This is a genomic window from Pseudomonas caspiana, from assembly GCF_002158995.1.
Taxonomy (GTDB): domain Bacteria; phylum Pseudomonadota; class Gammaproteobacteria; order Pseudomonadales; family Pseudomonadaceae; genus Aquipseudomonas; species Aquipseudomonas caspiana.
In genome coordinates, this window is sequence record NZ_LOHF01000003.1 from 137,819 (window position 1) to 163,569 (window position 25,751).

21 protein-coding genes are annotated in these 25,751 nt (G+C 57.5%); 10 read left to right on the forward strand and 11 right to left on the reverse strand.

Going from position 1 to position 25,751, the window contains the following annotated elements:
* The first annotated feature begins 57 nt into the window (after positions 1-57).
* Positions 58-1,410, forward strand: coding sequence for an aminodeoxychorismate synthase component I (gene pabB / locus AUC60_RS05450; protein WP_087265078.1), 1,353 nt, complete (start codon positions 58-60; stop codon positions 1,408-1,410).
* A 285-nt stretch (positions 1,411-1,695) separates the two neighbouring features.
* Positions 1,696-2,430 carry a phosphoadenylyl-sulfate reductase gene (locus AUC60_RS05455; RefSeq protein ID WP_087265079.1) on the forward strand — a complete coding sequence of 245 codons (735 nt, stop codon included), beginning with the start codon at positions 1,696-1,698 and terminating at the stop codon, positions 2,428-2,430.
* A gap of 152 nt (positions 2,431-2,582) precedes the next feature.
* On the opposite strand, the gene cysB is transcribed toward AUC60_RS05455, so the two are convergent.
* The 3 genes from cysB to AUC60_RS05470 form a co-directional block, all read right to left on the reverse strand.
* Entirely contained in the window at positions 2,583-3,557 is a 975-nt protein-coding gene (gene cysB, locus AUC60_RS05460; protein WP_087265080.1) for an HTH-type transcriptional regulator CysB, read from the reverse strand.
* A 121-nt stretch (positions 3,558-3,678) separates the two neighbouring features.
* Positions 3,679-4,191, reverse strand: coding sequence for a universal stress protein (locus tag AUC60_RS05465; protein WP_087265081.1), 513 nt, complete (start codon positions 4,189-4,191; stop codon positions 3,679-3,681).
* A 141-nt stretch (positions 4,192-4,332) separates the two neighbouring features.
* Entirely contained in the window at positions 4,333-4,668 is a 336-nt protein-coding gene (locus AUC60_RS05470; RefSeq protein ID WP_087265082.1) for a thioredoxin family protein, read from the reverse strand.
* A gap of 217 nt (positions 4,669-4,885) precedes the next feature.
* Between AUC60_RS05470 and AUC60_RS05475 the strand changes: the two genes are divergently transcribed.
* Complete coding sequence (locus AUC60_RS05475; protein WP_167384315.1) at positions 4,886-5,962, forward strand: 3-deoxy-7-phosphoheptulonate synthase; 1,077 nt, start codon at positions 4,886-4,888, stop codon at positions 5,960-5,962.
* Positions 5,963-6,028: 66 nt separating this feature from the next.
* On the opposite strand, the gene AUC60_RS05480 is transcribed toward AUC60_RS05475, so the two are convergent.
* A complete protein-coding gene (locus tag AUC60_RS05480) occupies positions 6,029-6,310 on the reverse strand; it encodes a GNAT family N-acetyltransferase (RefSeq protein ID WP_027902233.1) in 282 nt (93 codons plus the stop codon).
* A 604-nt stretch (positions 6,311-6,914) separates the two neighbouring features.
* Here AUC60_RS05480 and AUC60_RS05485 point away from each other — a divergent pair.
* Positions 6,915-7,166, forward strand: a complete 252-nt coding sequence (locus AUC60_RS05485; RefSeq protein ID WP_027902232.1) for an Lpp/OprI family alanine-zipper lipoprotein — start codon at positions 6,915-6,917, stop codon at positions 7,164-7,166.
* Positions 7,167-7,280: 114 nt separating this feature from the next.
* Here the strand turns inward: AUC60_RS05485 and queF are convergent, their stop codons facing one another.
* From queF to AUC60_RS05510, 5 genes are all read right to left on the reverse strand, one after another.
* Positions 7,281-8,111: an NADPH-dependent 7-cyano-7-deazaguanine reductase QueF gene (gene queF / locus AUC60_RS05490; protein WP_087265083.1), complete on the reverse strand. Its 831-nt coding sequence runs from the start codon at positions 8,109-8,111 to the stop codon at positions 7,281-7,283.
* A 74-nt stretch (positions 8,112-8,185) separates the two neighbouring features.
* On the reverse strand, positions 8,186-8,698 hold the full coding sequence (copI, locus tag AUC60_RS05495) for a copper-resistant cuproprotein CopI (protein WP_087265084.1): 513 nt from the start codon (positions 8,696-8,698) through the stop codon (positions 8,186-8,188).
* A 94-nt stretch (positions 8,699-8,792) separates the two neighbouring features.
* Positions 8,793-10,037: a lipoprotein-releasing ABC transporter permease subunit gene (locus AUC60_RS05500; RefSeq protein ID WP_087265085.1), complete on the reverse strand. Its 1,245-nt coding sequence runs from the start codon at positions 10,035-10,037 to the stop codon at positions 8,793-8,795.
* A gap of 73 nt (positions 10,038-10,110) precedes the next feature.
* Entirely contained in the window at positions 10,111-10,794 is a 684-nt protein-coding gene (gene lolD, locus AUC60_RS05505) for a lipoprotein-releasing ABC transporter ATP-binding protein LolD (protein WP_176469878.1), read from the reverse strand.
* A 7-nt stretch (positions 10,795-10,801) separates the two neighbouring features.
* Complete coding sequence (locus AUC60_RS05510; protein WP_087265086.1) at positions 10,802-12,052, reverse strand: lipoprotein-releasing ABC transporter permease subunit; 1,251 nt, start codon at positions 12,050-12,052, stop codon at positions 10,802-10,804.
* A gap of 125 nt (positions 12,053-12,177) precedes the next feature.
* Between AUC60_RS05510 and AUC60_RS05515 the strand changes: the two genes are divergently transcribed.
* Complete coding sequence (locus AUC60_RS05515; RefSeq protein WP_087265087.1) at positions 12,178-12,759, forward strand: PilZ domain-containing protein; 582 nt, start codon at positions 12,178-12,180, stop codon at positions 12,757-12,759.
* 168 nt (positions 12,760-12,927) lie between these two features.
* Positions 12,928-13,650: a glycerophosphodiester phosphodiesterase gene (locus AUC60_RS05520; protein ID WP_087265088.1), complete on the forward strand. Its 723-nt coding sequence runs from the start codon at positions 12,928-12,930 to the stop codon at positions 13,648-13,650.
* A 42-nt stretch (positions 13,651-13,692) separates the two neighbouring features.
* Here AUC60_RS05520 and sthA read toward each other — a convergent pair whose 3' ends face one another.
* On the reverse strand, positions 13,693-15,087 hold the full coding sequence (sthA, locus tag AUC60_RS05525) for a Si-specific NAD(P)(+) transhydrogenase (protein WP_087265089.1): 1,395 nt from the start codon (positions 15,085-15,087) through the stop codon (positions 13,693-13,695).
* Positions 15,088-15,633: 546 nt separating this feature from the next.
* Between sthA and tcuC the strand changes: the two genes are divergently transcribed.
* Positions 15,634-16,926 (forward strand): MFS transporter, encoded by a 1,293-nt coding sequence (gene tcuC / locus AUC60_RS05530; protein ID WP_087265090.1) that lies wholly within the window; start codon positions 15,634-15,636, stop codon positions 16,924-16,926.
* A gap of 212 nt (positions 16,927-17,138) precedes the next feature.
* On the opposite strand, the gene AUC60_RS05535 is transcribed toward tcuC, so the two are convergent.
* The gene (locus AUC60_RS05535) at positions 17,139-18,602 is read right to left on the reverse strand and encodes a glyceraldehyde-3-phosphate dehydrogenase (protein WP_087265091.1); all 1,464 of its coding nucleotides are present in this window, start codon (positions 18,600-18,602) and stop codon (positions 17,139-17,141) included.
* Between the two features lie 216 nt (positions 18,603-18,818).
* Here AUC60_RS05535 and mfd point away from each other — a divergent pair, with 216 nt between their 5' ends.
* The 3 genes from mfd (at position 18,819) to AUC60_RS05550 (ending at position 25,620) form a co-directional block, all read left to right on the forward strand.
* Positions 18,819-22,271: a transcription-repair coupling factor gene (gene mfd, locus AUC60_RS05540; protein ID WP_087265092.1), complete on the forward strand. Its 3,453-nt coding sequence runs from the start codon at positions 18,819-18,821 to the stop codon at positions 22,269-22,271.
* 11 nt (positions 22,272-22,282) lie between these two features.
* A complete protein-coding gene (locus tag AUC60_RS05545) occupies positions 22,283-22,807 on the forward strand; it encodes a CsiV family protein (protein WP_087265093.1) in 525 nt (174 codons plus the stop codon).
* 71 nt (positions 22,808-22,878) lie between these two features.
* The gene (locus tag AUC60_RS05550) at positions 22,879-25,620 is read left to right on the forward strand and encodes a DEAD/DEAH box helicase (RefSeq protein WP_087265094.1); all 2,742 of its coding nucleotides are present in this window, start codon (positions 22,879-22,881) and stop codon (positions 25,618-25,620) included.
* Positions 25,621-25,751 lie beyond the last annotated feature (131 nt).

Sequence of the window (25,751 nt, forward strand, 5' to 3'; positions counted from 1 at the left end):
AGCGATCCCGACGGAGGACTACAATCCCCGTCCCGCGCTCCGAACTGACACCCTCGAATGCCTGACTGTTTTCTTTATTCGCTGCCTTATCGCACCGATCCAGCGGATTATTTCCAATGTATTCGCCACGCTCCGCAGGCCATTCTGCTGGACAGCGGCCGACCGACTGCCGAGCGCGGCCGCTACGACCTGCTCAGCGCCTGGCCCGTGCAAACATTTCTGCCCGACAGCGCAGAAACCGGCAGCGGATTTTTCCAGCGTCTGCGCGATGGCTTGAACACCCTCGGCCACGCGCAATTGCCAGCAGGCTGCGAGCTGCCCTTTGCAGGCGGCCTGATCGGCTACCTCAGTTACGACTTCGGCCGCCGCCTCGAAACACAATCCTGCGCTGCGCTAGACGACTTGCAGCTTCCCGATGCGCGCTTGGGACTCTACGCCTGGGCACTGATCAGCGATCATCAGCAGCAAACCAGCCAACTCGTGTTTCACCCCTCGCTGGCCGAAACCGAACGCCAGCGGCTGATTGAGCTGTTCAGCAATAGGCAAATACCTGAGCCGTGCGTTTTCGCCCTCGACGGCCAGTTTGCGCCGTCGATCAATGCCGCCGCTTACCGGGAGGCCTTTGACCGCATCCAGGCCTATATCCATGCGGGTGACTGCTATCAGGTCAATCTGACTCAGCGCTTCCAGACCCGTTACGAAGGCGACCCATGGGCGGCTTATTGTGCGTTGCGCAAAGCCTGCCCTACCCCGTTTTCCGGTTATCAAGCCTTGCCGGATGGCGATGCGATACTGAGCCTGTCGCCAGAACGCTTCGTCAAAGTCAGCCAGGGCCACGTCGAAACCCGGCCCATCAAAGGTACCCGGCCGCGAGGCAAACACGCCGCCGAAGACCAGTCCTACGCGCAGGAACTGCTGTCCAGCACCAAGGACCGCGCGGAAAACCTGATGATTGTCGATCTGTTGCGCAACGATCTGGGCCGTAGCTGCCGGATTGGCTCAGTGAAAGTGCCAGAGCTGTTCAGCCTGGAAAGCTATCCAAACGTGCACCATCTGGTCAGTAGCGTGGTGGGTGAGCTGGCGGATGATCACGACCCTCTGGATTTAATCGCGGGCAGTTTTCCGGGCGGCTCCATTACCGGTGCCCCCAAAATCCGCGCCATGCAAATTATCGACGAACTGGAACCGAGCCGCCGCGGCCTGTACTGCGGCTCGCTGCTATACCTCGATGTGCGCGGCGAGATGGACAGCTCCATCGCGATCCGCAGCTTGCTCGCCAAAGACGGCAAGATCTCCTGTTGGGCAGGCGGCGGGATCGTCGCGGACTCCGACTGTGAAGCCGAGTATCAGGAGTCGTTTACCAAAGTGCGGGTTTTGCTGGATACGCTGGAAAAAATGATGCCTCGCTGATCCTCCAGGATCTGCCGAAGGCTGCGATGGCAATACGTCAGGATGAATGCTTCGCAGCCTTCGGCAGCTCCTACAAAAATGCATCTAGACGCGCCAATCGCGATTTGACGTCAGAGATAAATTCTTCACGGTCGAGACAGTCTATTTCCATCGCATGCTCCCCTCGCCTCCCCTCAAAAAGCCGCACACTTGCTCCGGCGCGGTAATCCGGCCAATCCGTCGAAAGATTTTGTTAACATTCGCCTCATTACGAGCGCCTAAGCGCCATATTTAGGAAACCGCCTGATGAGCATACCCTTCGATGTCGCCGAGCTTGCCGCGACTTACGCCAACAAGTCGGCACAAGACATTCTCAAACTGGCCTTCCAGCATTTCGGTGACGAACTGTGGATTTCATTCAGCGGCGCCGAAGACGTGGTGCTGGTGGACATGGCCTGGAAACTGAACAAGAACGTCAAAGTCTTCAGTCTGGATACAGGTCGCCTGCATCCGGAAACCTATCGTTTTATCGAACAGGTGCGTGAGCACTACAAGATCGATATCGAAATCATGACCCCGGATCAGCAAAAGCTCGAACCTTTCGTCAAAGAGAAGGGTTTGTTCAGCTTTTATCGGGACGGTCACGGCGAATGCTGTGGCGTGCGCAAAATCGAACCGCTGCGCCGCAAGCTGTCGGGTGTGAAAGCCTGGGCCACCGGCCAGCGTCGCGACCAGAGCCCCGGCACTCGCAGCCAGGTTGCAGCCCTGGAAATTGACAGCGCGTTCTCCACTCCGGAGCGCACCCTGTACAAGTTCAACCCGTTGGCGCAGATGAGCAGCGAGGAAATCTGGGGTTACATCCGCATGCTGGAGCTGCCATACAACAGCCTGCACGAGCGCGGGTTCATCAGTATTGGCTGCGAGCCCTGCACGCGTCCGGTATTGCCGAACCAGCATGAACGCGAAGGCCGCTGGTGGTGGGAAGAAGCTACGCAGAAGGAGTGCGGACTGCATTCCGGAAATCTGATCGCGAAGGTGTAATGCCAACCTGTTACGCGCGCTGTCACCAATGAACATAGATCTGTAGGAGCGCACGAGCAACGCGAGGCTGCGAGAGCGGTGTGTCAGACAGGACGCCTTCACTGCCTCGCTGTGCTCATGAGCTCCTACAGATAAATGTGCCCAAACGCCGATCAATGCACCGGCAGTTCAACCCCGTCAAACAGCTCTTCCAGCTCCTGCTTGTTATGGCACTGGATCGCCTTTGCCATGACTTCGCGGGTCAGGTGCGGTGCGAACTTCTCGATGAAGTCGCACATGAAACCGCGCAGGAAAGTCCCACGACGGAAGCCGATCTTGGTCACGCTTGATTCGAAAAGATCGCTGGCATCAAGCATGACCAGATCGCTGTCCAGCTTGGTGTCGACCGCCATTTTCGCAACGATGCCAACACCCAGACCCAGACGCACGTAAGTCTTGATGACGTCGGCGTCGGCGGCAGTGAACACGACTTTTGGCGTCAGGCCGCGATGACTGAACGCTTCATCCAGCTTGGAGCGACCGGTGAAGCCGAACACGTAAGTCACGATCGGGTATTCAGCCAGCACTTCCAGAGTCAACTTTGGCACCTTGGTCAGCGGGTGACCATGAGGCACCACAACGCAACGGTTCCAGCGGTAGCACGGCATCATCACCAGATCACCGAACAACTCCAGTGCTTCAGTAGCGATGGCGAAATCTACCGTGCCGTCAGCGGCCATTTCCGCGATTTGCATCGGCGAGCCCTGGTGCATGTGCAACGACACGTCCGGGTATTGTTTGATGAAGTTGCTGATCACTGGCGGCAGCGCGTAACGCGCCTGGGTGTGAGTCGTTGCAATAGACAGCGTGCCTTTCTTCTCATTGGAGAATTCCTGAGCAATCTGCTTGATGCTTTCGACCTTGCGCAGGATTTCGCCTGCGGTAGTAATGATGCGCTCGCCTGCCGGGGTAACACGGGTAAGGTGCTTGCCACTGCGCGCGAATACTTCCACTCCCAACTCATCTTCGAGCAAACGGATCTGCTTGCTGATGCCTGGCTGAGAGGTGTAAAGGCTCTGAGCCGTCGCGGAAACGTTGAGGTCGTGGTGCGCCACTTCCCAGATGTAGCGCAGTTGTTGAAGCTTCATATGAATCCCTCAAAGCAGGAAGACGCCAAGGGCATCAGCGACGGTATATAACTGGATTAATGGTAAGAGCGACAAAGCTAGAACTTTTTATCATCTTTAAGCGATAAAGGCACGCTCGATTTCAATCGATTGGTCCGCTGGACCGGCTCACGCTTTTGGCATACCCCGGCACCATGTACACCGGCACCTGCGAAAGCTGCAGAACCCGCGCGGCGGTTCGACCTATAGGCGTGGTGGTTTCCGCGTTACGGCTATGACTGCCGACAATAACCAGATCGACCTTGAGCTCGTCAGCCTGCCCCAGAATCACATCGCACGGATCGCCCTGAACCACCCGCACGGTGCTGATCAGCGCCAGATCCTGATGATCCTCGCCCAACTCTTCACGAAACCCATCCAGCACTCTCTGCTCGATACCCTCCATGACTGAACTCAACCCCTGACTGCGCAGATCCTTCAACGCGTCCTCATCCAGATAACTCTGCAGTACCGATTCGGCAAACGACCCGATAGGCTCCACCACATGCACCACGTAGAGCTCGGCATTGAATGTTCGAGCCAGTGCCAGCGCGTGCTGCATAACATAGGGCGCGTACAGACCGAGGTCTGTGGCATAGAGCATCGAGCGAATCATGTACGACCTCCCGGACAGCCAGAATGGCGGAGATGGAATCAGCTTAGCAGCGCCCTCAGGAGTGTGACGGCAATTACCTGCGAGCCCTTGAGGTGGCAGCTTTCTACTCGTTGCTGATACAAGTGAAGCGCAGATGAACACTCAAGGTAATTCATCTGACTGCGCACTCAAAGCCTGCGCCAGAGACTGCCGAATCCCGGTCAGGGTCAAGGGCGAACGCAGCCCGCCATAAAACAGCCCATCCTGAACCACAAACAATGCCGGAAGATGAAATACCTCATACCGCGCAACCGCCCCGCCGTTTTCCTCGGCATCGATCCAGCAGATACGGTCCAGCCCCAGATCAAGTGTCGGAAGCAGTTCTCGGGCATATCGACAACTGCTGCAGCCGACGCTGGTGAATATCAAAAGCGAAATGCCGGGAAGTGCCAATAACTGATGATCAATATCAAAGTCGGTCAATTCAAGCTGGTTCAATTACTGCCTCCCACAATCTGTCACTCACTATCCCTGCCCCTGCAGGTGCTTGCAAATCAGCCTGCCACGCGCATAACGCTCGATAAAGCGGCGTTTGCCCATTGTATCGGCACGGCCTAACGCGCTAAGGTTCGGTCCCCCGTTTCGCTCAATCATGCCTGGCTTCGCCCCACGGGGTTCGTTGGCGGCCGGCATACGCGACCTGATGAGTAGCACGATGGCTGATTTACCGATTGACGACCTCAACGTTTCCTCCAACGAGACACTGATCACACCCGATCAGCTCAAGCGCGAAATCCCGCTCACCGCCGCCGCACTGAAAACAGTGAGCAAGGGCCGTGAAGTAGTCCGCGATATTCTCGATGGCAAGGATCACCGCCTGTTCATCGTGATCGGGCCGTGCTCGATCCATGACATCAAGGCCGCACACGAATACGCCGAACGCCTCAAGGCGCTGGCCGCCGAGGTTTCCGACACGCTGTATCTGGTGATGCGCGTCTACTTCGAGAAGCCGCGTACCACCGTGGGCTGGAAAGGTCTGATCAACGATCCGTATCTGGACGACTCATTCAAGATTCAGGATGGCTTGCATATCGGCCGCCAATTGCTGCTGGACCTGGCTGAAATGGGCCTGCCGACAGCCACTGAAGCGCTCGACCCGATCTCCCCGCAGTATCTGCAGGACCTGATCAGTTGGTCGGCTATCGGCGCGCGGACCACCGAATCCCAGACCCACCGGGAAATGGCCTCAGGCCTGTCCTCGGCCGTGGGCTTCAAGAATGGCACCGATGGCGGCCTGACAGTCGCTATCAACGCCCTGCAATCGGTCTCCAGCCCGCACCGTTTCCTGGGTATCAACCAGGAAGGTGGCGTGTCCATCGTGACCACCAAAGGCAACGCCTATGGCCACGTGGTATTGCGCGGCGGCAACGGCAAGCCCAACTATGATTCGGTCAGCGTCGCGCTATGCGAACAGGCGCTGAACAAGGCGAAGATCAAACCGAACATCATGGTTGATTGCAGCCACGCCAACTCCAACAAGGACCCTGCCCTGCAGCCGCTGGTCATGGAAAACGTCGCTAACCAGATTCTGGAAGGCAACCAGTCGATTATCGGCCTGATGGTCGAAAGCCATCTGAACTGGGGTTGCCAGGCCATTCCAAAGGATTTGGCCGAGCTACAGTACGGCGTGTCCGTGACTGATGCCTGCATCGATTGGGAAAGCACCGAAAAAACCTTGCGCAGCATGCACGCCAAGCTCAAGGACGTACTGCCGAAACGCCAACGCGGCTGATCAGCAGCACTCACGAAAACGCCGAGCATATGCTCGGCGTTTTCATGGTGCTCACTGAAACCAGATTCAGATCTTGGCGGCCTGACGCTGGTTCCGCTCCATGTACCGCTCCACATAGGAGCACGACGGAATGACCGTGTACCCGATGCTGTCGGCGTAATCGAGCGCCTGCTCGGTCAATGCGGCAGCAATGCCCCTGCCGCGCAGCGCATTGGGGACAAAAGTCCGGTAAATATCCAGAGTCTGCTTACCCAGGTCCATATAGGTCAGGTAGGCACGGTGACCGTCAATGTTGATTTCAAACTGGTGACCGGTCTCATCATGGTGGATGGACAGCGCCTCGCTCATCACTACTCCTCGCGGGTCTTGGAATTTGACCCCTACCTTACCGATGTTTTTCCGGCGAAGGAACATCTACGCCACCCTGTGCCTGTTTTGGACACCGAGAAGAGCTTTGCTGATCCCAACAAAAGAGCACCTGCAAATAGTAGGCGTCATTTGGGAATATGCTCAAGCGTATCGACCGCAAAAAGCCGCGACCGGACATCTTATTGATCGGATGGTTGAACTGAACATCGCCGGAGCTTGTCGATTGAGACGCCGAGGCAAATTGAAAGTCACCTCGACGTGAGCTAAACATGAGTATGTTCGGCATATACCAGCAGCCAATGGACTTCGGCTGAGGAGGTGGATAATCCTCTCGTTGCAACTCTCCGACTACTGCCGGCCAGCCTCTGCTACATGGGCTGCGCAGGCAGATACTGCGGCGGCTGGATACTTTTCATACAAAACACATGAACAGTAAAGCGGAACACTTTCAAAGCGCAGAAAATGTGCGGCTTCTTGCGCTTCGTCAGTTTACTTACTACAAACAGTGGGTACTATGTACGCCGGTCATTTTCTCATTTTCGAGAGATGACTAATTTGAAAAAAGTCCTTGAAGGGGAACACAATGAACAACGCTCTGAAATTCTCTGCTCTGGCTCTGGCAGCAGTTCTGGCTACCGGTTGCAGCAGCGTATCCAAAGAAACCGAAGCTCGCCTGACAGCTACTGAAGACGCAGCTGCTCGTTCGCAAGCTCGTGCTGATGAAGCGTACCGCAAAGCTGACGAAGCTCTGGCTGCTGCTCAAAAAGCTCAGCAAACTGCTGACGAAGCCAACGAGCGCGCTCTGCGTATGTTGGACAAGGCTAGCCGCAAGTAATAATCCCCTCGGGATTATTGTTGCGAAGCCGATCCGGTTACCCGGATCGGCTTTTTTATTGCCCGCGCTTTGGCATGACACATAAAAAACCCGTCAACGGCGGGTTTTTTATGCTTACTGACGAGCCAGTCGACGATTGTCAGGGCTGAGCGATTCAGTGCTGCGATAAGGGTTGATATCCAGCCCGCCGCGTCGTACATAGCGCGCATAGACAGTCAGCTTCTCAGGCTTGAGCAGACGCTGCAGGTCGAGAAAAATACGCTCGACACATTGCTCATGGAAATCCGAATGCTGACGGAAGCTGACGATGTAAGCCAACAAGCTGGCAGCGTCCAGCTCAGCACCGCGGTACTCGACCGCAACACTGCCCCAATCCGGCTGACTGGTCACCGGGCAATTGGACTTGAGCAAGTGGCTGTGCAGGCTTTGCTCGACAATCCGGGAGTCGTCGCAACGTAGCAGCTCCGGCTGCGGTCGGTCATAGCTATCGATGCTCACATCCAGATCATCAATGCACAGGCCCGGCATGCTCGCCACGCCTTCGCCTTCGATGTCCGCCAGAGTGCGGATACGCACACCTACTGGCTTACCCGCCGCCGCCGACAGGTCTTTGACCAACGTCGCGGTCAGCTCGGCCCGATCAGCAAATACCGTCTGATTGAGCGAGTTGAGGTACAACTTGAACGACTTGGATTCGATGATATTCGGCGAGTCAGCCGCAACGCTGAATTCAGCAATGGCCACCACCGGCTTGCCGGAAGGCAGCAGCCAGGACAGCTCGTAGCAATTCCAGAAGTCGACGCCCTGATACGGTAACGTCTCGGCGGTCAGACCCAGCTCGGCCCATTTGGCGGCACGCGGGATCGGGAACAGCAGGGACGGCGTGTAAGTAGCGATGTATTCACTGGACTTGCCTAGCGGCGAGTGTTCGGCTGCGGGGTGCATGAAAAGTACCTGAGTCACATATAACTGACGAATTAAGCGGCAAGTTTATAGGGTTTACGTCGCCCTTTCAGCGACTAGTCGGTAATTGTCAGTTTGCCGACCATACCGGCCTGATAATGCCCTGGCAGGTTGCAGGCGAATTCCAGATTGCTGGCCTTGGCAAAGGTCCACGTCAGTTCGGTGGTTTTGCCCGGCTCAACCAGCACACTGTTTGGATCATCGTGCTTCATTTCCATGGAGCCATGGCCCATGTCGTGATGCACCATGCCGGTCGGCGTCAGCATGCCGCTTTGCTGCATCTTGATCATTTCCTGTTGATGGCTGGCGTGCATCGCCGCATCACCCAGGTTGAACTCATGCAGCAACTGGCCCTTGTTGATCAGCACGAAGCGCACCGTCTCACCTGCCTTGACCTCCACTGCTTTAGGGTCGAAATACATATCCCCCAATACCAGCTCGACAGTACGCGAAGCCTGAGCGGCTGGCGCAGCATGCCCGAAGACAAGCGCGGGAGCTGGCGATGCCAACAACGGCTGGCTGAGTGTCATTAGCGCGGCAACCAATGTGAAGCGGGCAATAGAGGGCATGGTGTTCTCCAGGGTGGCGACGAACAAAGGCTGAAGTTAATCAAGTGAGTGACCGGGCCTGACGACTGGAATCAAGTCAGGCCCGGACCATCAATCACTCATACCGCAATGCATGCGCGGGCTGAATCTGCGCTGCGCGCCACGCCGGGTAAAGCGTGGCCAGGAAGCTGAGGATAAAGCCGGCGCTACAGATCAGCACCACATCGCCCGCTTGCAGCTCGGAGGGCAGATTGCTGATGAAGTACACGTCGGAGCTGAAGATATGCTGGCCACTGACCCGCTCCACCCAGCCCACAAGACTGCTGACGTTGATCGCAGCAATGATCCCCAGTACGCCACCGATGATGGTACCGACGATACCGATGACCGTGCCCTGCACCATGAAGATCGTCATGATCTGTCTCGGAGTCGCGCCGATGGTACGCAGGATCGCAATGTCGGCGCCCTTGTCGTTGACCACCATGATCAGCGTAGCAATGATGTTGAACGCAGCAACGGCGACGATCATCAGCAACAACAGGCCGATCATGGTCTTTTCCATTTTCATGGCGCTGAACAGGCTGCCCTGAGTATGGGTCCAGTCATCGGCGCGATAATCTGCGCCCAGACCTGCGGCAATTGCTTTCGACACTTCAGGCGCTTTGTACAGATCCTTGAGGGCCAGACGCACGCCCTGTACCTGATCGGGCTGCCAACGCTGTATCTGCGCAGCATCGGCGACGTTGATCAACGCCATGGAGCCATCCAGTTCAGCGCCGACCTTAAAGATACCGACCACCGTCAGACGTTGCAGACGCGGCGTGATGCCGCCTGGCGCACTGCTGACTTCCGGCACGATCAATGTCAGTTTGTCGCCGACATTCAGACGGAAACGACGGGCGCTCAACTCGCCCAGAACAACACCAAACTCGCCCGCTTTGAGGTCTTCAAGTTTGCCCTGCACGATGTGTCTGGTGACGATAGACACCTCGTGCTCAAGCGCTGGATCCACGCCACTGATTTGAATCGGTTGCATCGCGCCCTTGTAAGAGAGCATGCCGTCCATCTCGGTGAACGGCACAGCGGCCGTGACTTGCGGATTTTTCAGCGAAGCGTCGGCCACCGGCTTCCAGTTATCCAGCGGCTTGACGCCCGCGATCACCGCATGGGGCACCATGCCGAGAATGCGTGAACTCATTTCCCGCTGAAAACCATTCATCACGGACAGCACCACGATCATCGCCAGCACGCCCAGCGCCAGACCAATCATCGAGGTCATGGAAATGAACGAGATGAAATGGTTGCGGCGCTTGGCGCGGGTATAGCGCGCGCCAATAAATATTGATAACGGTCGGAACATTCGCATAGCACCGTGGAAAGAATTGCCGCAAAAATGAAACCCCGACGCGATCAATTGCGCCGGGCTGGAGAGGTCAGGCTTCTACCAGACGACCGCCTTCCAGGCGCCACACACGATCCATTTGTCTGGCAAGGTTCATGTCGTGGGTCACCACAAGGAACGCCGTACGCGACGAAGTGCTCAGTTCCAGCATCAAGTCCTGAATACCTTGCGCAGTATGGTGATCGAGGTTACCCGTCGGCTCGTCGAGCATCACCAGTCCCGGCTGATTGACCAGGGCCCTTGCGATCGCCACGCGCTGACGTTCACCACCGGACAACTCGGAAGGTTTGTGCGCCAGACGATGCCCCAGCCCTACCCGCTCGAGCAACGCGGTGGCACGCTGACGAGCCTCCGGAATCGCCGTCTTGCCGATCAACAGCGGCATGCAGACGTTTTCCAGCGCAGTGAACTCCGGCAACAAATGGTGAAACTGGTATACGAAGCCCAAGGCCCGGTTGCGCAGCAGACCGCGGGCTTTTTCACCTAACGCGGAGAGCTCTTCGCCAGCCAGCCAGACACTGCCCTCCGAAGGTGTGTCCAGACCGCCCAAGAGGTTGAGCAAGGTACTTTTACCAGAACCCGAACTGCCGACAATCGCCACGCGCTCGCCTGGGAACAACTCCAGTTGCAGTCCGGACAGAACTACTACCGACTCAGGACCTTCCTCGTAGGATTTGCCCAGGTTGCGGCAACTCAATACTGCTTTATCACTCATGCCCGACTCACTCATAACGTAACGCCTCCGCCGGTTGGGTGCGCGCTGCGCGCCAGGCCGGATACAAGGTGGCGAGGAAACTCAGGATCAATGCCGCGCCGCAGACCATCAACACGTCTTCGGCCATCAGTTGCGACGGCAAGTAGTCGATGAAATACACATCGGCATTGAGAAACTTGTGGCCGATAAGGCCTTCCAGCAGGGAGATCGCAGCGCTGACGTTAAGCGCGGCGATGATACCCACCACAGCACCGATGAAAGTGCCGACGACCCCGATCACTGTGCCCTGCACCATGAAAATCGCCATGATCTGCCCGGGCGTCGAGCCCAGCGTGCGCAGGATCGCGATGTCGCCCTTCTTGTCGTTGACCACCATCACCAGCGTGGAAATGATGTTGAACGCCGCAACAGCCACAATCAGCAACAGCAGCAGCCCGATCATGGCTTTTTCCATACGGATCGCCTGATACAGGTTGCCGTGGGTGCGGGTCCAGTCACGGGAGTAATAATTGTGCTCGCCCAGGGTCTGGGCGATTTGATAGGAAGTACGAGGCGCCTCGAACAGGTCTTCGAACTTCAGGCGCAACCCCTGCACGTCATTGGCTTTCCAGCGATGCAGGCGACCCAGATCGTCGATATTGGTCAGCCCAAGGTAGCCGTCCAGTTCACCAGCGCCCACATGGAAAATACCCGTCACGGTAAAGCGCTTCATGCGCGGGAACATCCCGGCAGGTGTGACCGTGACTTCAGGCGCGACGAAAGTCACCTTGTCGCCGATGCCGACACCGAGTTTGGTAGCAGCCTTGTCGCCGATCACGATGCCGAAGTCACCGGCAGCCAGATCATCCAGCTTCCCCTGCTTCATGAAATTGTCGATGATCGAAACTTTGCGCTCTTGCGCCGGGTCGATGCCATTAAGCAGGACTTTCTGCACGTTGCCATTGTTGGTCAACAGCCCCTGCATCTGAGTGAATGGCGCGACGGCCAGCACCTGCGGGTTCTGCCTGACTTTGTCAGCCAGGGACTGCCAGTTGCCAATCGGCTCACCGGCTTCAATGGTGGCGTGAGGAACCATGCCGAGTACGCGAGTACGCATTTCATGATCGAAACCATTCATGACCGATAACACGACTATCATCACCACTACGCCCAGGGCGAGACCGATCATGGAAGTCAGGGAAATGAAGGAGACAAAATGATTGCGGCGTTTGGCACGGGTATAACGCGTGCCTATGAATACAAAAAGAGGTCTGAACATTTAGGGACTTGTTCGGAGGAATGGGAACGTCCTTGTGGCGGGCCTAAGCATGCAGCTTTACACTCGAAAACATTCTAAGCACTGCGAGCAACCACTATGACCATCGCCGCTACCATGGGTTCGCCATGTCGACATTAGATGAAGAAGAACGCCGCGAATACTACCGTATCGAGGACAGTGTCGCACTGGAAATTAACCTGCTTTCCAGTACCGACCAGAGCGGGCATCAGGCCATGCGCGAGACCTCGGCTCTCTTTGAACTGCTCAGCGAATTGCACATCAACGAGTTCGAATCCCAGCACCTTTTGCGCCAACTCGACGAGCGTGACCGGGTAGTGAGCAGCCTGCTGCAATCGTTCGGAAAACGCATCGAACTGCTTGGCCGCGTGGTAGCACAAACCACGCTGGGCAAGCTGGGCGCCCCGCAGCCCGTGACTATTTCCGAAGGTGGCGTGCAGTTTCACAGCGATACCAGCTATGCGGTAGACGCCCAACTTTCGATCAAAATGGTCCTGATGCCACAGGCTTCGGCGTTGATGCTGCACGCCAAAGTGACGCATTGCGACATTCTGCTGGATGGCCAATTCGAGATCGGCACCGAGTTCATCGACCTGCCGGACTCCCAACGCCAACTGCTAGCCCGATACATTTTGCAACGACAAGCTGCGCTAAGGCGCCAGGCGCTTGAGTCGAAAGAGGCGCAATAACTTGTCTTCGGCAGGAGCGAACCTGTTCGCGAGGCGATGTGTCAGGCGAAACGTCTCGCCAACAAGTTGGCTCCTACCGGGCAGAGCTCGCTGCGCGACAAGACTCTCCGGACTCAGCATCATGCAACTACCCCAAGACCGACGCCTTGAAGGCCACCAGGAGTAAACGTGACCCTTATTTATGGCCATCGCGGCGCCAAAGGCGAAGCACCGGAAAACACCCTGACCAGTTTTCAGGAATGCCTGAAACACGGCGTACGTCGCTGCGAGCTGGATCTGCATTTATCCCGTGATGGGGAACTGATGGTGATTCACGACCCGACTCTGAAACGCACCACCGACCGACGAGGCAAAGTGATCGAGCACAGCGCCGACGATCTGGTGACCTACGATGCACGTAAGGGCGGCCCGGGCTGGATTAACCCCTGCCCGATTCCCCGCCTGGAAGAACTGTTCGAAAAGTGCGACTTCGAGCACTGGCAGCTGGAAGTCAAAAGCGCTTCGCGCACCCGAGCCGCGTCGACCGTACTGGCCATTCGTGAAATGGCTCAGCGCCACGGCTTGCTGGACAAGATCACCATCACTTCAAGCTCTCGGGAAGTGCTCAAAGCGGCACTGGAACTGACGCCGGACATTTCACGCGGTCTGGTGGCCGAATACGCATGGCTCGACCCGCTGAAGGTCGCGCAAAGCTACGGCTGTGAGTACCTGGCATTGAACTGGACACTCTGCACCCCTGAGCGCCAGCAAAAAGCTCAGCGTCAGGGTTTGCATGTGTCAGTGTGGACGGTCAACGAACCCGCACTGATGCGCAGGCTCGCCGACTTCGGCGTGGACAGCCTGATTACAGACTTTCCCGGTTTGGCCAGCGCCACCCTCGAGAATCGCTGAAATCGGTCTCCCCGGCCGGCTCAGGCCACCGGCCGGAGTCGCTTAAAAAAGCCGGTTCAGGCCATCGTAAGCAGCTACCCGATAGGCTTCGGCCATGGTCGGGTAGTTGAACGTAGTGTTGACGAAATACTTCAGGGTATTGGCTTCACCCGGCTGATTCATGATCGCCTGCCCGATGTGCACAATCTCTGACGCCTGGTCGCCGAAGCAATGCACGCCCAGCACTTCCAGCGTTTCACGATGGAAGAGGATCTTCAGCATGCCCACGCGTTCCCCGGAAATCTGCGCCCGCGCCATGCCTTTGAAGAACGCCTTGCCCACTTCGTAAGGCACTTTCGCCTGGGTCAGTTCATGTTCGTTTTTGCCGATCGAGCTGATTTCCGGAATCGTATAGATACCGGTCGGCACGTCGTTGACGTAACGCCAGCTGCCGTTGTCGACCACTACACCCGCTGCTGAACGGCCCTGATCGTAAGCAGCACTGGCCAGACTCGGCCAGCCGATCACATCACCCGCGCCGTAAATATTCGGCACGTTGGTGCGATAGCTTTCGTCGACTTCAATCTGGCCGCGGCCGTTAGCCTTGATACCGACGTTTTCCAGACCCAGCTTGTCGGTGTTGCCGGTACGGCCGTTACACCAGAGCAAGGCATCTGCCTTAATCTTCTTGCCGGACTTGAGGTGCAGGATCACTCCGTTATCCAGCCCTTCAACCTTTTCGTACTCTTCGTTATGGCGAACCATCACGTTGTTGTTACTGAAGTGATAACTCAGCGCCTGAGAGATTTCCGAATCCAGGAAGCTCAGCAACTGATCGCGGTTATCCACCAGTTCGACCATGACCCCCAGACCACTGAAGATCGAAGCGTATTCACAGCCGATCACGCCAGCGCCATAAATGATCAGTTTGCGCGGCGTGTGGCCGAGGCTGAGGATCGTGTCGCTGTCGTAGATGCGCTTGTGGGAGAAATCGATATCCGCAGGACGGTAAGGACGCGACCCGGTCGCAATAATGATCTGGTTGGCGACCAGCTTTTCCACGACACCATTGCCACACACCACATCAATGCTGCGCTCGTCAGCAAAGCTGCCGGTGCCGAAAAACACATCAACGCGGTTGCGGGCGTAATAGCCGGTACGTGAGGACACCTGTTTCGAAATAACGATTTCAGCGTTCTTCAACACGTCCGGGAACGAAAACCAGCGTGGCTCGCCAATGGCCCGGAACATAGGGTTGGTGTTGAAGTGGATGATTTGCTTGACCGAGTGACGCAATGCCTTGGACGGGATAGTGCCCAAGTGTGTGCAGTTGCCGCCGACCTGCCGACGGCTGTCGACCATCGCTACTTTACGCCCTGCCTTGGCGGCGTTCATTGCCGCGCCTTCTCCGGCAGGGCCGGAACCCAGTACTACTACGTCGTAGTTGTAGACAGCCATGCGTACTCCTTAGAACAGGCCGAGGTGCCACTCTGGCATCTCTGGCTAAATCACATCGCGGCCGGCGACATGAAGGATCAGAACCTGGCGCGCAGTTTAAACCGCCACCGAAGCGTGGAACATTAACCGTTGGTAGCGCCATAGGCCACTTTTGTCTGCGACCGAATGACGCGTCCACCGCCCACGGCTGCGCATGATAAAGCCCTTGGCGTGACGATTCACCTCAAAAACAAAAGATTGATCCAATCTTCGTCATCCCTCGTTTTACGTATCGCTCGCAAGTAGCTGATCTCTGCGTGTACAAGCCAATTCGAGCCCGGCATGCCCTCGCGTTAAGTATCCAGAGTTGTCTTTAGGACCTTTTACACATATGGTTACAATTGTGCGTCGCGTGCAGGCAGGAGCCTTGACCGATGCAGCAGGACATAAAAATACAACGGATCCTTTGAGGCCCCTGTCACCTTCAATACGCCTGAGCCAGAGCCATCTGACGGTAATTGAAGCTGCACAAGCCTCTGACCAGATAGCCCAAGCGAGTAATTTTCAATGACCTCGAACACCGGCAAAGGCAAGGCGATATTTCGCGTTGTCAGCGGCAACTTCCTTGAAATGTTTGACTTCATGGTCTACGGCTTCTACGCCACTGCCATCGCCAAAACCTTCTTCCCTGCCGACAGCGCATTCGCCTCACTGATGCTTTCCCTGGCAACGTTCGGCGCAGGATTTCTGATGCGACCTCTAGGCGCGATCTTCCTCGGCGCTTATATCGACCGTCACGGTCGCAAAAAAGGTCTGGTAGTGACTCTGGCGATGATGGCCATGGGCACAGTGCTGATTGCCTGCGTACCCGGCTATGCAACACTTGGCGTCGCCGCTCCGCTGCTGGTTTTGCTGGGACGCTTGTTGCAAGGCTTTTCTGCAGGCGTGGAACTGGGCGGTGTCTCGGTTTATCTGGCAGAAATCTCTACTCCCGGCCGTAAAGGTTTCTTCGTCAGTTGGCAGTCCGCCAGTCAACAAGCCGCCGTGGTCTTCGCAGGTTTGCTGGGTGTTGCGCTGAATCACTGGCTGAGCCCGGAAGAAATGGGTGAATGGGGCTGGCGCGTGCCGTTCCTGATCGGCTGCCTGATCGTACCGGTGATTTTCGTGATTCGTCGCTCGATGGAAGAAACCCCGGAATTCGAAGCTCGCACTCATCGCCCGACGCTTAAAGAAGTCGTGCGCTCGATTAGCCAAAACTTCGGCCTGGTGATTGGCGGCATGGCGTTGGTGATCATGACCACCGTGTCGTTCTACCTGATTACCGCCTACACGCCGACGTTCGGTAAAAACGAGCTGCACCTGTCCGACCTCGACAGCTTGATCGTCACGGTTTTCGTCGGGATCTCGAACTTCATCTGGCTGCCGGTGATGGGCGCGCTGTCTGACCGCATTGGCCGCAAGCCTTTGCTCGTTGCTGCAACCGTTCTGGCCATTGCGACGGCCTACCCTGCTCTCTCTTGGCTGGTGGCCAATCCGAGTTTCGGCAACTTGTTGATGGTCGAGCTTTGGCTGTCGTTCCTCTACGGGTCGTACAACGGTGCGATGGTGGTTGCCCTGACCGAGATCATGCCGGTGGAAGTGCGCACGACCGGCTTCTCCCTGGCCTACAGCCTGGCAACTGCAACCTTTGGCGGCTTTACCCCGGCAGCGTGCACCTACCTGATTCACGCGCTGGACAACAAAGCAGCGCCGGGCATCTGGCTCACGGGTGCAGCAGTATTGGGTCTGGTGGCCACGTTGGTTCTGTTCCGTAAGGGCGGGCAAAAACTGCAAGCGCCCGAGGCAGTCACGGCTGGGTAATGCGAGGCAGATGATATCCATGTGGGAGCCGAGCTTGCTCGCGATAAGGCATACGCGGGACAAAAGACACGTCGCGCTGCCCTTATCGCGAGCAAGCTCAGCTCCCACATCAGATCGCGGCTATCCAAAACATGAATGGATTGGCCTGCACAACAAAAAAACGCCCCGACCAGTTACCCGGTCGGGGCGTTTTTCATTCTGCTATTCGCAGCTTAGCGTGGGAACGCTGGAGGGTTAACGCCCGCCATGTCTTCCATCACGCGAACCACCTGGTGGCTGTAACCGAACTCGTTGTCGTACCAGACGTACAGAACAACGCGGTTATCGTTGGCAATGGTCGCTTCAGCGTCGACTACACCAGCATGACGCGAACCTACGAAGTCAGTGGAAACCACTTCCTGCGAGTTTACGAAGTCGATCTGCTTGTGCAGGTCCGAGTGCAGCGCCATGTAGCGCAGGTACTCGTTCATTTCTTCGCGAGTAGTCGCCTTCTCAAGGTTCAGGTTGAGAATCGCCATCGACACGTTCGGCGTGGGTACGCGGATCGCGTTGCCGGTCAGCTTGCCAGCCAGTTCAGGCAGCGCTTTGGCAGCCGCGGTGGCAGCACCGGTTTCGGTGATAACCATGTTCAGCGCGGCGCTACGGCCACGGCGATCGCCCTTGTGGAAGTTGTCGATCAGGTTCTGGTCGTTGGTGTACGAGTGAACCGTTTCAACGTGACCGTTGACGATACCGAACTTGTCGTTGACTGCCTTGAGCACCGGCACGATGGCGTTGGTGGTGCAGGAAGCTGCCGAAACGATCTTGTCGTCAGCAGTGATTTCACCGTGGTTGATGCCGTGCACGATGTTTTTCAGCTTGCCTTTGCCTGGAGCAGTCAGCACTACGCGGTCGATGCCCGGGCACGCAAGGTGCTGACCCAGACCGTCGGCATCACGCCATACGCCCGTGTTATCTACCAGCAGTGCGTCCTTGATACCGTACTGGGTGTAATCCACCTCGGTAGGGTTCTTGGCGTAGATCACCTGAATCAGGTTGCCGTTAGCAGTGATGGTGCTGTTGGCCTCATCAATAGTGATGGTGCCATCGAAAGAACCATGCACCGAGTCTCGACGCAGCAGGCTGGCGCGCTTGACCAGATCGTTTTCGGCGCCTTTGCGGACGACGATTGCACGCAGGCGCAGGCCATCACCGCCGCCGGTTTTTTCGATCAGGATGCGCGCCAGCAGGCGACCAATCCGGCCGAAACCGTACAGCACAACATCAGTGCCCTTACGTGGAGAAGCATTCTGCTGACCTACCAGCTCGGCCAGTTCTTCACGAACGAACTGCTCGGCGGTGCGGCCGTTGCCTTCAGTCTTGAACTTGACGGCCAGTTTGCCGAGGTCCACCGAGGCTGAGCCCAGTTTGAGCTCGCTCATGGCCTTAACGAGCGGGAAAGTCTCGTGTACGGACAACTCGCTTGCATCGGACTGGCGGTGACGCGCAAAGCGGTGGGCTTTGAGAATCGCGATAACCGATCGGTTGATCAGGCTGCGGCCATAGATCGAACTCACCACATTATTATTGCGGTAGAGCTGACCGATAAGCGGGATCATCGTCTCGGCGAGAGCTTCACGATCAATCCATTCACCAAGACACTGGTCGGGCTTCTGAGTCACGGGAACCTTCCACATGTAGGGGCTGAAAAAAGGGGCTACATTATGCCGCCGCCTTTGTTTAAGGGCAATGCGCGGTAGTCAGATCAGCGAGCACTACATTTTGTTCCGCTGCACTTCAGAAAATGCCCGGGCGTGCACTTCTGAATCACAGCGTAGTCTTACACCTGACATTTGCACCCTTCCCCCGGTACAATCGCGGCCCTCGTCGCAACGCTTGGAGCTCAATCTTCCGTGCCTGTTCTGCGTCTACCGCTACTCCCTGCCGCTGCAGGCAAACAACACTGGGGCAACCTTCCCGGTGCCGCGCTGAGCCTGGCGATTGCCGAAGCGGCCAGTGCCGCCAAGCGCTTCACCCTGCTTTTGACCGCCGACAGCCAGAGTGCCGAGCGGCTTGAGCAAGAGCTGAAGTTCTTTGCACCCACCTTGCCGGTGTTGCATTTCCCGGACTGGGAAACCCTGCCCTACGATTTGTTCTCACCGCACCAGGACATCATTTCCCAGCGGATTGCGAGCCTCTATCGCCTCCCAGAGCTGGTTCATGGTGTTCTGGTAGTGCCTATCACTACTGCCCTACACCGATTGGCGCCGACCAAATTCCTGCTGGGCAGCAGTCTGGTACTGGATATAGGTCAGAAACTCGACATCGAGGCCATGCGCACGCGGCTGGAGGCGAGCGGGTATCGCTACGTCGACACGGTTTATGAGCACGGCGAGTTCACGGTACGCGGCAACCTGGTCGATCTGTTTCCGATGGGCAGCAAACTGCCGTACCGGATCGACCTGTTCGATGACGAAATCGAAACACTGCGCACCTTTGATCCAGAGAATCAGCGTTCCATCGATAAAGTCGACTCGGTGCGCCTGTTGCCTGCACGTGAATTCCCTCTGCAAAAGGAAGAAGTCACACGCTTCAAGGCACGTTTTCGCGAACGCTTTGATGTGGATTTCCGCCGCAGCCCGATCTTTCAAGACCTGAGCAGCGGCATCACACCGGCCGGTATCGAGTATTACCTGCCGTTGTTCTTTGAAGAAACTTCGACCCTGTTCGACTACCTGCCTCAGGACACTCAGGTGTTTTCCCTGCCGGGCATTGAACAGGCCGCAGAAAACTTCTGGAATGACGTTCGCAACCGTTATGAGGAGCGTCGCGTAGACCCCGAGCGACCTCTGCTGCCTCCCGCTGAATTGTTCTTGCCGGTAGAGGACTGCTTCGCTCGCCTGAAAAGCTGGCCAAGGGTTGTCGCGAGCCAGCAGGACGTCGAAACAGGCGTTGGCCGCGAGCGCTTCCCGGCGCAGTTACTGCCGGATCTGGCCATCGAAGCCAAGGCCAATCAGCCGTTGGCAGCCTTGTCAAAGTTCATTGAAGAATTCGATGGCCGCATTCTGTTTACCGCGGAATCAGCGGGTCGCCGCGAGGTGCTGCTGGAGCTGCTCGAACGTCTGAAGCTGCGACCGAAAACGGTCGACGGCTGGAATGACTTCGTCGAGGGTAAAGATCGGCTGTCGATCACCATCGCTCCGCTGGACGACGGCTTGCTTCTTGAAAAACCTGCCATCGCCCTGATCGCTGAAAGCCCGCTGTTCGGGCAGCGCGTGATGCAGCGTCGGCGTCGCGAGAAACGCACCGACGGCGGCAATAACGATGCCGTCATCAAAAACCTGACCGAGTTGCGTGAAGGCGCGCCGGTGGTGCACATCGACCACGGTGTCGGTCGCTACCTGGGACTGGCGACACTGGAAGTTGAAAATCAGGTCGCCGAATTCCTGATGCTGGCTTACGCCGAAGACGCCAAGCTGTATGTTCCGGTGGCCAACCTGCATCTCATCGCCCGTTACACCGGCAGCGATGACGCTCTGGCCCCGCTGCATAGACTGGGTTCGGAAACCTGGCAGAAAGCCAAGCGCAAGGCCGCGGAACAAGTACGCGACGTCGCCGCCGAGCTATTGGACATTTATGCTCGCCGTGCCGCGCGCGAAGGCTACGCGTTTGCCGACCCGAAAGCCGACTACGCTACGTTCAGCGCGGGCTTCCCGTTCGAAGAAACGCCTGACCAGCAGACCACTATCGATGCCGTACGCGCCGATATGCTCGCACCAAAACCCATGGACCGGCTGGTCTGCGGCGACGTGGGCTTCGGCAAGACCGAAGTGGCCATGCGCGCAGCGTTCATCGCCGTACATGGCGGCCGCCAGGTGGCAATTCTGGTGCCGACCACCCTGCTCGCCCAGCAGCACTACAACAGTTTCCGTGACCGCTTTGCTGACTGGCCGGTGAGTGTTGAAGTCATGAGCCGCTTCAAATCGGCTAAAGAAGTCAACGCCGCCGTCGCTGATCTGGCCGAGGGCAAGATCGATATCGTCATCGGCACGCACAAGCTGCTGCAGGACGACGTGAAGATCAAGAATCTGGGCCTTGTCATCATCGACGAAGAACACCGCTTCGGTGTGCGCCAGAAAGAACAGCTAAAAGCGCTGCGCAGCGAAGTCGACATTCTGACCCTCACCGCAACGCCGATCCCGCGCACGCTGAACATGGCCGTATCTGGCATGCGCGATCTGTCGATCATCGCCACGCCGCCCGCTCGACGTCTGTCCGTACGGACCTTCGTCATGGAGCAGAACAAGCCGACGGTCAAAGAGGCGCTGCTGCGTGAGCTGTTGCGCGGTGGTCAGGTGTACTACCTGCACAACGACGTAAAAACCATTGAAAAATGTGCCGCGGATCTGGCCGAACTCGTGCCGGAAGCGCGGATCGGCATCGGTCATGGGCAGATGCGTGAACGCGAACTCGAACAGGTGATGAGCGACTTCTATCACAAGCGCTTCAACGTGCTGATCGCCTCGACCATTATCGAGACCGGTATCGACGTACCGAGTGCCAACACCATCATCATCGAGCGCGCCGACAAATTCGGTCTGGCGCAATTGCACCAGTTGCGCGGCCGGGTCGGCCGCAGTCACCACCAGGCCTATGCTTACCTGCTGACACCGCCACGCAAGCAGATCACTCCAGATGCAGAAAAGCGTCTGGAGGCCATCGCCAATACTCAGGACCTGGGGGCCGGCTTTGTGCTGGCCACCAACGACCTGGAAATCCGTGGCGCAGGCGAATTGCTGGGCGACGGTCAAAGCGGACAGATTCAGGCCGTGGGCTTCACGCTGTACATGGAAATGCTCGAACGCGCAGTGAAATCGATCCGCAAGGGTGAACAACCGAACCTCGACCAGCCTCTGGGCGGCGGGCCGGAAATCAACCTGCGCGTACCGGCCCTGATTCCGGAAGCCTATTTGCCCGATGTGCATACGCGCCTGATTCTCTACAAGCGCATCGCCAATGCCACAGACGAAGACAGCCTCAAGGATTTGCAAGTCGAGATGATCGATCGCTTCGGCCTGCTGCCTGAGCCAACCAAGAATCTGGTGCGCATCACCCTGCTCAAACTGCAGGCGGAGCAACTGGGCATCAAGAAGGTCGATGCAGGACCGCAAGGCGGCCGCATTGAATTTGCTGCTGAAACCCCCGTTGATCCGCTGACCCTGATCAAGTTGATTCAGGGCCAGCCCAACCGCTATAAATTCGAAGGTGCCACGCTGTTCAAATTCATGGTGCCCATGGAGCGACCGGAAGAGCGCTTCAACACCATCGAGGCGCTCTTTGAGCGCCTGACCCCGAAAACTGCTTGAAGGATTCATTCATGCGTGCGCTCCATTCACTCATCCTGCTGCTGACGCTGATCGCGCCAGCAGCATTTGCCGATGGCAATTTTCAGGTCGAAATGATCCTGTTCCGCCAGCAAGGCGAACCTGCTGCAACGCGCCAGATCGCGCCTGAGCACTGGGCGGCCAACGCCCAGAAGATTGACGCGCAGAGTGAGCGTGGGATTGCGTTGAAGGATCTGGCCGACAAGCTGAACGCCAGCGGCACTTACCAGGTGTTGCTGCACCGTGCCTGGCAACAGAATCTGAGCGCAGAGCCAAGCAAAGTTGCCGTCACCAGCGGCGAAGAACAGTGGGCGCACTTCCCTATTGAAGGCACCTTGAGCATAGGCATTGCACGCTTTACCGATATCGCGGCAGACTTCTGGGTCAACCAGCTTGATGTCCACGGTGTGCTGACCAGCAGTGAGCGCCTGAAACAGACCACCCGGGTCAAGAACGGCGAGCTGATTTACATGGACCACGGAAGTCTGGCCATGCTGGTGAAAGTATCGCCCCTGTAACCATTCAAGTAGCGCAACACGTGCTTCTTTTCCCATTTGAGCATCGCTACGGCGTAGGGCTGTCCTGAACTGTGTCGTCCATTCTCGAAAAAGTCCTCGCTTCGTCCTGGACACATGCATTTACCAGCAAAACCGTTGAGCGGGGGTTTGACTACGCCCACGAAGACCGCATCCAGCTTGAAGAACTCAACCCTGACTCGGCTCGCACGCTGTGCAGAGGTTCAGGTTCTGAGGTCTATACCCAGACGCTGAAATTCAGAGATCCCGAGCGATTCAAAAATGCTCTGGTTTGTAAATGCACGTGCCCGGTAAGAGAGAACTGCAAGCACTGTGCAGCCGCGCTGTTCTATCTGCAGGCGCCACAGAACCGCAACGCCTTGCAGGCTGCGCTGGATACGACACCCTCTGTGCAGCCGCCGCGCATCGAGAAAGCGCCCGCCCTGCCGGAGCGACTGGTCGACGACATCAAGCCACAGCCACGCCTGATGCTGGCCAGTGTCGAGTTCAGTGCTTACGAGCCACGCAACGGGCGCATGCAGCGCCACATCCAGCATCGCGCAGCCCTTGCTTTTGGCTACGACAAGCACTACGCAATCGGCACGGCCAATGTGAGCATCCTGGTCAGCTCGCTCGGCAGCGATCTGGTTAACCAGAAAAGCGACATCATCGAACACCGGGAAACCGAAACCCTGCGTATTCGCCGCCAGGGCGAGCTGGAGCGCCAGCAACGTCAGGTGCTGCAGGACATGGGTTTCAGAGTCGCAACCCGGCAAAGCAAAGCACTGCCAGACACCGCCGGTGACATGTTTGACCTGCCCAACGACAAGGCCTGGCTGCACTTCGTCCTCAACGACTTGCCGCGCCTTGAAGAACAAGGCTGGGAAATCGTCATCACCGAGGATTTCGCTTTCGACGTGACGCCCGTGGACGACTGGTATGCAGTTATCGACGAAGAGGCGGAACGCGACTGGTTCGATCTGGAGCTGGGCATCATCGTCAATGGCGAACGCCTGAGCTTGCTGCCAATCCTGATCAACCTGCTGCGCAGTCACCCGGAATTGATGAGCGCTGCCGGGATTGCCAAGCGTGGCGATGACGAGCAACTGCTCGTGCAACTCAATCACTTCACGCAAAATGGCGGCGGGCCGGTGCAGATCGCCCTGCCCTATGGGCGCCTGAAACCGGTATTGGCCACCCTTGGCGATTTCTATTGGCGCGAAGAAGGCAGTAACTCACTGCGCCTGAACACCGCCGACGCCACACGCCTGGGCCAGCTCGATGATTTACCCCTGAGCTGGCAAGGCGGCGACCGTCTGCGCCAATTCGCGGACCGGCTGGCCAATATCAAGGACGCGCCGGTGGCGGTGCCAGAGGGGCTCAACGCCACGTTGCGGCCCTACCAGCACGAAGGCCTGAGCTGGATGCAGTCGCTGCGCGAACTGGAAGTCGGTGGCGTGCTGGCCGATGACATGGGTCTGGGTAAAACCCTGCAGACCCTGGCCCACCTGCTCATGGAGAAACAGGCCGGACGTCTGGATCGCCCGGCGCTGGCCGTGATGCCCACCAGTTTGATCCCCAACTGGCTGGACGAAGCCGAAAACTTCACCCCGCAACTACGGGTGCTCGCTTTGTATGGCGCCAATCGCCACGCTGATTTCGACAACCTGAGTCAGTACGACCTGATCCTTACCACCTATGCCCTGCTGCCGCGGGACGAGGAAGTACTGGCCAAGCTGTCGTTTCACACCCTGATCCTCGATGAAGCGCAGTACATCAAGAACCCCAACAGCAAGGCCGCTCAGGCCGCGCGCAGCCTCAATGCCCGCCAGCGCCTGTGCCTGAGTGGTACGCCGCTGGAAAACCATCTGGGCGAGTTATGGTCACTGTTTCACTTCCTGATGCCGGGCTGGCTAGGCAGCAGCAAGGAATTCAACAGCAACTACCGTAACCCCATTGAGAAGCACGGCAACATGGAGCGCCTGCAGCATCTGAACGCGCGGATCAAACCGTTCCTGCTGCGTCGCACCAAGGAACAGGTCGCCACCGAGCTGCCACCCAAGACTGAAATCATTCACTGGGTCGAACTTAACGAAGCCCAGCGGGATGTGTACGAAACTGTGCGCTTGGCCATGGACAAGAAAGTCCGCGACGAGATCACTCGCAAAGGCGTGGCGCGCAGCCAGATCATCATCCTTGAAGCGCTGCTCAAGCTGCGTCAGGTCTGCTGCGACTTGCGTCTGGTCAACAGCGCTCCGGCCAACCCTCGCCAGGGTCACTCCGCCAAGTTACAAAGCCTGATGGAGATGTTCGAAGAGCTGCTGGCCGAGGGCAGGAAGATTCTGCTGTTCTCGCAGTTCACCTCGATGCTGACCCTGATCGAAGCCGAACTGAAACAACGCGGTATCGAATACGCCCTGCTGACCGGCTCGACCAGAGACCGGCGCACGCCGGTGCAGGCATTCCAGGCGGGCAAGCTACCAATCTTCCTGATCAGCCTGAAAGCGGGTGGCACCGGTCTGAACCTGACCGCTGCCGACACCGTGATCCATTACGACCCGTGGTGGAACCCGGCAGCCGAAAACCAGGCCACCGACCGCGCTTATCGCATCGGTCAGGACAAACCGGTATTCGTCTACAAGATGATTGCCCGAGGCACCGTGGAGGAGAAGATCCAGCGCTTGCAGCAAGAGAAGTCAGCATTGGCGGCCGGAGTGCTTGATGGCCGGGTAACGGGTGACTGGAAACTGCAGAGCGAAGACATCGCCGCACTGTTTGCGCCGTTGCCGGCGCAGACCAAGAAGGGCAAGAAGTAAGGACATCACATCACGCCCCTGTAAGAATTGCCGAAAGCTGCGAAGAAGGTCTTGTCTGTCACACCGCCTTCGCAGCCTTCGGCAGCTCCTACAGGGATCACCGATCTGTGGGAGCCGGGCTCGCCCGCGAT

What these genes read in the sequence shown, in the direction of transcription:
- AUC60_RS05465 (WP_087265081.1), bottom strand. Translation starts at nt 4,191, where the DNA reads ATGATTCGCTCGATGCTCTATGCCACAGACCTCGGTCTGTACGCGCCC.
- tcuC (WP_087265090.1), top strand. Translation starts at nt 15,634, where the DNA reads ATGACCTCGAACACCGGCAAAGGCAAGGCGATATTTCGCGTTGTCAGC.
- AUC60_RS05515 (WP_087265087.1), top strand. Translation starts at nt 12,178, where the DNA reads ATGTCGACATTAGATGAAGAAGAACGCCGCGAATACTACCGTATCGAG.
- AUC60_RS05545 (WP_087265093.1), top strand. Translation starts at nt 22,283, where the DNA reads ATGCGTGCGCTCCATTCACTCATCCTGCTGCTGACGCTGATCGCGCCA.
- AUC60_RS05455 (WP_087265079.1), top strand. Translation starts at nt 1,696, where the DNA reads ATGAGCATACCCTTCGATGTCGCCGAGCTTGCCGCGACTTACGCCAAC.
- copI (WP_087265084.1), bottom strand. Translation starts at nt 8,698, where the DNA reads ATGCCCTCTATTGCCCGCTTCACATTGGTTGCCGCGCTAATGACACTC.
- sthA (WP_087265089.1), bottom strand. Translation starts at nt 15,087, where the DNA reads ATGGCTGTCTACAACTACGACGTAGTAGTACTGGGTTCCGGCCCTGCC.
- lolD (WP_176469878.1), bottom strand. Translation starts at nt 10,794, where the DNA reads ATGAGTGATAAAGCAGTATTGAGTTGCCGCAACCTGGGCAAATCCTAC.
- AUC60_RS05475 (WP_167384315.1), top strand. Translation starts at nt 4,886, where the DNA reads ATGGCTGATTTACCGATTGACGACCTCAACGTTTCCTCCAACGAGACA.
- pabB (WP_087265078.1), top strand. Translation starts at nt 58, where the DNA reads ATGCCTGACTGTTTTCTTTATTCGCTGCCTTATCGCACCGATCCAGCG.
- AUC60_RS05500 (WP_087265085.1), bottom strand. Translation starts at nt 10,037, where the DNA reads ATGTTCCGACCGTTATCAATATTTATTGGCGCGCGCTATACCCGCGCC.
- AUC60_RS05480 (WP_027902233.1), bottom strand. Translation starts at nt 6,310, where the DNA reads ATGAGCGAGGCGCTGTCCATCCACCATGATGAGACCGGTCACCAGTTT.
- AUC60_RS05510 (WP_087265086.1), bottom strand. Translation starts at nt 12,052, where the DNA reads ATGTTCAGACCTCTTTTTGTATTCATAGGCACGCGTTATACCCGTGCC.
- cysB (WP_087265080.1), bottom strand. Translation starts at nt 3,557, where the DNA reads ATGAAGCTTCAACAACTGCGCTACATCTGGGAAGTGGCGCACCACGAC.
- queF (WP_087265083.1), bottom strand. Translation starts at nt 8,111, where the DNA reads ATGCACCCCGCAGCCGAACACTCGCCGCTAGGCAAGTCCAGTGAATAC.
- AUC60_RS05485 (WP_027902232.1), top strand. Translation starts at nt 6,915, where the DNA reads ATGAACAACGCTCTGAAATTCTCTGCTCTGGCTCTGGCAGCAGTTCTG.
- AUC60_RS05535 (WP_087265091.1), bottom strand. Translation starts at nt 18,602, where the DNA reads ATGTGGAAGGTTCCCGTGACTCAGAAGCCCGACCAGTGTCTTGGTGAA.